At 74.8% G+C, this 5929-nt stretch carries 5 protein-coding genes; all 5 read right to left on the bottom strand.

Annotated features, from left to right (window positions below; all coding sequences use genetic code 11):
• Positions 1-744: ABC transporter ATP-binding protein (locus CA983_RS39525; RefSeq protein ID WP_086605527.1), on the bottom strand; the 744-nt coding region annotated here is incomplete at its 3' end.
• A complete protein-coding gene (locus CA983_RS39520; RefSeq protein ID WP_244207295.1) occupies positions 734-2500 on the bottom strand; it encodes an ABC transporter permease subunit in 1767 nt (588 codons plus the stop codon). The genes CA983_RS39525 and CA983_RS39520, both read right to left, overlap by 11 nt.
• A complete protein-coding gene (locus CA983_RS39515) occupies positions 2497-3990 on the bottom strand; it encodes an ABC transporter substrate-binding protein (RefSeq protein WP_086605525.1) in 1494 nt (497 codons plus the stop codon). Before CA983_RS39515 ends, CA983_RS39520 begins: the two co-directional genes overlap by 4 nt.
• A gap of 100 nt (positions 3991-4090) precedes the next feature.
• A complete protein-coding gene (locus CA983_RS39510) occupies positions 4091-5380 on the bottom strand; it encodes a vanadium-dependent haloperoxidase (RefSeq protein WP_244207294.1) in 1290 nt (429 codons plus the stop codon).
• A 102-nt stretch (positions 5381-5482) separates the two neighbouring features.
• Positions 5483-5929 (bottom strand): PucR family transcriptional regulator (locus tag CA983_RS39505; protein ID WP_143645708.1); only part of this gene is annotated, 447 nt, incomplete at its 5' end.

Genomic DNA, 5929 nt, shown 5'->3' with positions numbered 1-5929 from the left:
CGCGTTCTGCGGGAGGGATGCCAGCAGGCCGGCCGTGTAGGGGGCGCGGGGGCGGGCCAGCACCTCGTCGGCGGCGCCGAGTTCGGCGAGGCGTCCGGCGTACATGACCAGCACCCGGTCCGCGTGGCCCCGCACGACGTCCATGTCGTGCGTGACCAGGACGAGCGCGGCGCCGACCGCCTCCCGCTGCTCGGCGAGCAGCCGCAGTACCTGGTCGCGGCGCTCCTCGTCGAGGGCGGTGGTGGGTTCGTCGGCGACCACGACGTCCGGTTCGTTGATGGTGGCCATGGCGATCACCGCGCGCTGCCGCATGCCGCCGGAGTACTCGTGCGGATACGCCCGCGCCCTGCGGGCCGCGTCCGGGATGCCGACGCGGTCCAGGGCCGCGACCGCCCGGGCCCGGGCTTCTTTGCGGGAGACACCGGCCACCGACCGTACGGCGGCGACCAGTTGGTCGCCCACCGGGTGCACGGGGGACAGCGCCGACAGGGCGTCCTGCGGGACCAGGGAGATGCGGCGGCCGCGGTGGGCCGAGAGGTCGGGCAGGACTGTCCCGCTCGTGGTCGCGCCGCGCGGCAGCATGCCGAGGAGCGCGCGGGCCGTGAGGGACTTGCCCGCTCCCGACTCGCCGACGATCGCCAGCACTTCGCGTGGCCGGACGTCGAAGGACAGGCCGCGCACGGCCTCGACCCCGTCGAAGGCGATCCGCAGCTCGCGTACCGACAGCAGTGGCTCAGACTCCAACGGGGGTCTCCTTCCGGACCGGAGCCGGAGTGACGCGCCGCCGTACCCTCCGGCCCTGTGTGAGTGCCGCGCCCGACACCGCCAGTCCCGCCAGCAGGGCCAGCGCCACCGCCGGGGCGAGGGCCGCCCACGGGGCGCGTTCGACATAGGCACGGGACTCGTCGAGCAGCAGGCCCCACTCGGGGGCGGGCGGCTGAGCGCCCAGGCCCAGGAAGCCCAGCGAGGCCAGGGCCAGGGCGATGCCCGGCAGGCGCAGCAGGGCGTGGCGGGCGACGGGGGCGGCCACGGACGGCAGGACGTGCCGGGTGAGGATCCAGAACGGGCTCGCCCCGATGGCCCGTTGGGCGGTCAGGAACGCCGACGCCCGCACCTCCTGCACCAGCGCCGCCGCGTGCGCGGACAGGGCCGGCCAGGAGATCAGCGCGACCGCGAGGGCCGCGCCGCCGGTGCCGGGACCGGCGGCCGCCGCGACCAGGATGCCGACGATCACCGGGGGCAGGGCGTTGGCGATGTCCGCCGCGCCCTCCGCGATCCGGGGCAGGAAGCCCAGGGCGAGCGCGATCAGCAGGCTCAGCAGGCAGACGGCCGCCGCCGTGCCGACCGTGGAGGCGGCGCCGTGGCCCAGCCGGGCGAGCACGTCACGGCCGAGACCGTCGGTGCCCAGCGGGTGGGCCCAGGAGGGCGCGGCCAGCCGGTCCGTGGTGTTCACGGCGTACGGGTCGCGCGACAGGCCCCAGCCGATCGTCACGGCGAGGACGGTGAACAGCGACAACGGGATCGCGGGATGCGCCCGCACCGGCCGTGCCGGAGGCAGCGACAGCGAGGCGTCACGCAGGGCCGGGCCCAGCAGCCGCCGCCGGGCGAGCGCCGCCAGCGCGCCCGTGACCAGGCCCAGCGCGAGCAGTGCGAGCACCGAGCCCTGGAGCAGCGGCAGGTCCTGTGACTTGGCCGCGCCGAGCGCGGTACGGCCGATGCCCGGCACGGCGAAGACCGTCTCCACGGCGACCGCGCCGCCGGTGAGCCCCACGGAGACCATCCCGAACTGCGGGACCAGCGGCGGCAGGACGCGCCGCAGCGCCGCCCCGGCGATCCGCGCCCGGCTCACCCCGGCGCCCCGCCACAGCTCCACCCACCGCTCGTCGAGCACGGCGGGCAGCGCGTCCGCGACCAGCCGGCCGAGCAGCCCGCCGCCGGGGACGCCGAGGGCCACGGCGGGCAGGACCATGTTCTCCGGCCCCACCCAGCCCGACGTCGGCAGCCACCCGAACCACACGCCGAAGACCAGCAGCGCGACCGTGGCCAGCAGGAACTCGGGCACGGCGGCCAGCATCGCGGCCCACGCCCCGGCCGAGGCCCGGCCCCGCACCAGCACGGGCGCGACCAGCGTGCACGCCAGCAGCAGCGCTACGGCCAGCGAGGCGCCCATCAACGCCAGCGACACCTGGAGCCCGGAGACCACGGAGGGCAGGACCTCGGTGCCCGAGACCCAGGAGGTGCCGAGGTCGCCGCGCAGCAGGTCCGAGGCCCAGCCGCCCAGCAGGGACAGGGGACCGGCGTCCAGACCGAGGTCCCGCCGTACGGAGTCCAGAGCCTCCTTGGTCGGGTCCTGCTCCGCGGAGCGGGCCCGCAGCACGGCCAGGGCCGGGTCCCTGCCGGAGAGCCAGGGCAGCAGGCCCACGGCGGCCAGGACGGCGATCAAGCAGAACAGGCGGGTCAGCGCGGCGGCGCCGGCCAACCGCCGTATAGGGGCCTTCACTTGACGTAGGTGTCCGCCGTGACCAGCTCCCGCTCACGCGGGTCGTGGGCGGCGCCGGTCACGCCGGCGGCGTCGCCCTGGATCACGCGCTCGTGCAGCATGGGCACGGCCGCGTCCGTGCCGAGCACGGCGGCCTCGGCGGCGATGACCGCCTTGCGCCGGGCGTCGCCGGTCGGCGTCTCGCCGGCCTTCTTCAGGGCCTTGTCCACGGAGGGGTCCGCGAGCTGGGCGATGTTGAAGGAGCCGTCGGAGGCGAAGTCGCTGTAGAGGTAGGCGGCCGGGTCGCCGGAGTCGAGGACGGTGGCGCGGGAGAGGATGAACGCGTCGAACCGGCCCGCCAGCGCGTCGGACTCGATGTTGGCGTACTCGCGGATGTCGAGCTTCACCTTGAACCCGGCCTTCTGGAGCTGCTGTTGCAGCGCTGCGGCGACCTCGGGCAGCTCGGCGCGGTCGGTGAAGGTGCCGATGGTGATCGTCTTGCCGGCCGGGTCGCCGGCCTTGGCCCGCTTCACCGGCTCGCGCAGCTCGGCCGCCCACGGCAGGGCGGGGCCGAGCAGTCCCTCGGCGACGTCGGCGCGCCCCTCGTACACGCCCTTCACGAGCGACTCGGCGTCGATCGCCTCACGGGCCGCCGCACGCACCGCGGCGTCCTTGAAGACGCCCTTCTCGGTGTTGAGGTACAGGGTGTTGGTGCGCGGCATCGGGACCTCGGTGATCAGGTCCTGGTCGAGGACGGCGGCCTGCGACACCGGCACCGCCTCGACGATGTCGGCCTCGCCGCTGCGCAGGGCCGCGGCACGGGCGGTGCCGTCCGGCACGAACCGCACGTCGATGCCGGGGGCCTTGGCCTTCTTCCCCCAGTAGTCGTCGTAGCGGTCGAGGGCGGCGGAGGAGGTGCCGTTGACCTTCGTCAGCTCGAAGGGGCCGGTGCCCGCGCCGACGGGGCTGACGGCCTTCCCCTTGTAGGCCTTGGCGGCGAGGATCGACAGCTGCGGGGAGCTGAGCCGCTGGGGGACCAGGGGGTCCTCGGTGGCGGTGGTGACGGTGACCTTGTCGCCGTCGGCCTTCGCGGTCAGGTCCACGCCGTCGAGGATGCGGGGCTTGGGGGAGGCGGCGGCGGCCTTGGTGAGGGAGTTGACGACGGTTTCGGCGGTGAGCTTCGTCCCGTCGTGGAAGGTGACGCCGTCGCGCAGGGTGAAGGTCCAGTTCCGGCCGGACTGGACCCACTCGGTGGCCAGTGCCGGCTCGGCGTCACCGTCGGCGTTCAGTTTCACCAGGGTCTCCGCCGTCGACCAGCGGGACAGCTTGAAGGCGTCGTCCGACAGCGGGGACAGTCCCGAGCGGGGTGGCTGCATCATCGCGACGCGGATGCGCTTACCCCCTGCCCCGGAGTCGTCCGTGGCCGACTGCCCACCGGAGAAACAGCCGGTGAGCAGGGCGGAGGCCGCGGTGACGGCGGCAAGGGGGATGAGTCGAGCGGGGACGCGCACGGGGACACCTCGGTCAAGGCCTGGTAAATGGTTGAACGCGCCATGACCGTAGCATGATGACAATCGTTTTCAGAAGTGGCCGATTTTGAAGTGGCCGATTTCAGGGGACGGGGCGGAAGTACCTCCGCAGGGCCCAGGCGGCGAGCCGGCGCCCGGTGGCGTTGCCCACCTCGTCGGCCGTCCGGGTGTGGATGCCGCCCCAGACCCGGGCGTCGACGACGTCCCGCTCGTACTCGTGGGCGTAGCGATAGTGGCGGGACGCACCGGTGGCGGTCGACCGGATGCGCAGGTCGACGCGGGCGGTGCCGAGGACTCCGGTCAGCGCGCGCATCAGGGCACCGCCCATGGTGGCGTGGCCGCTGAGGTAGTCGGGATGCGCCGGGGTGACGAGCAGCGGCTCCCAGTGCCGGTCCGCCCGGGTCGCCGGGTTGCCGTCGGTGTCCGCCTCCCGGATGGCGGTGACGGGCCGCCAGGTGCCGTAGTGGAGTTTGGCGTCCCAGGCGGCGATGACGGCGTCGGCCTGGGCCGTGTTGGCCGCCGCGTACAGGCGCGCCGTCTCGGCGATGCCGAACCCGTGCCGGGTGGCGTGGTCGCCCAGGGCCCCTTGCAGGTCCAGGTTGGTGAAATACCGCGCGGTGTCCGTCTGTTCGGGGGTCCGGTGCGAGCCGGTCCGGCCTCCGTAGGCCGCCAGTTCGTGGAGGTCCCTCGCGTACCGGGCGGAGTGGAGCGCCGGTGGCGGGCCGGGGCGGAACTGGTGCGGGGAGTCCAGCAGCAGCGGCCGGACCCTGCCGATCCAGGCGCTGGCGAAGGGCGCGTGGTCGGGAGGGGTGGGGCGCCAGACGCCGGGGCGCGGGCGAGCGGGAAACGGCACGGAGGCGCCGCGGCCGTCATCGCGGCGAAGGTCGATGATGTGGTCGGCGGCGAGCTTCCCGAACGCGACGCCCTGGTCCTCTGCCTCACCGTCGGGGATCTTCGCGAGCGTGCCGGTCAGGGCGGTGTCCAGCCGGGGCGCGGCCCCGGGGAAGTGGTGGCGCAGTACCTGGTGCGCCGCCGCGGCGGCAGCCGCCGCGGACGAGGCCGTACCAGGCGCCCGCCCGTCCCACTTGTACGGGGTGAAGCGGCCCTCGACGCCGACGACGGCGTTGTAGACGGCGGTCGAGACGTACGCCTCCCAGAAGAGCTTCTCGGGCGGGGCCGTGCGGGCCTCGGCCGCGATGGTGGCATCCGCCGTGCGCATCCACTCGACGACGGCCGACGCGTCGGACACCGCTTCCGCAGGACGGTCCTCCCCGGCACTCGCATGGGCGCCCGGCAGCGCGAGCGCGAGCACCCCGCAGGCCAGCCCCGCCACCACCGTTCGTGTCGCAGACCAGGCGCGTCGGCTCCGCACGTGAACTCCTCCCAGTCGATGGCACACCAGGAGAACCGTGACCGGGCTCGGCGTCCGACGGCGCGCGGGTCCGTCCTCAAACCGCCCGTTCGGGCGGCGGACTCACCCGGACGGCCCGATGTCCTGGCTCTGCGCGAGCCGGGCTCCCTTCAACGCCATGTGCAGGAGCAGGCGGTCCTCGCCGTCGTCCAGGTCCAGGCCGGTGAGCTTCTCGATCTTGGACAGGCGGTAGTACAGGGTCTGGCGGTGGATGCCCAGCTCGGCGGCGGCCCGGGCGGCCTGGCCGGCGCAGTCGAGGTAGACCTCGGCGGTCCGGGCGAGCTCCTGGTGGACGGGGAAGAGCAGGGCGTGCACCGCCGGGTCGCGGGCCACCTCCGGCGGCAGCGCGGTGAGCAGCCGGAACGGCCCGATCGACGCCCACTGGGCGACGGGCCCCAGCCGGGGCTCGGCCGACGCGGCCCGCGCCGCCGCCGACGCCTCCCGCCAGGCCGTTCCCAGCCCGGCGAGGCCGGAGCGCGGCGTCGCGAGACCGGCGGCGGGGCTGCCGGC

It is taken from the genome of Streptomyces swartbergensis, from assembly GCF_002148965.1.
In the GTDB taxonomy this organism is placed as follows: domain Bacteria; phylum Actinomycetota; class Actinomycetes; order Streptomycetales; family Streptomycetaceae; genus Streptomyces; species Streptomyces swartbergensis.
The sequence above is the reverse complement of the archived record's forward strand: the minus strand, read 5'-3'. Positions and strand labels throughout refer to the sequence as shown.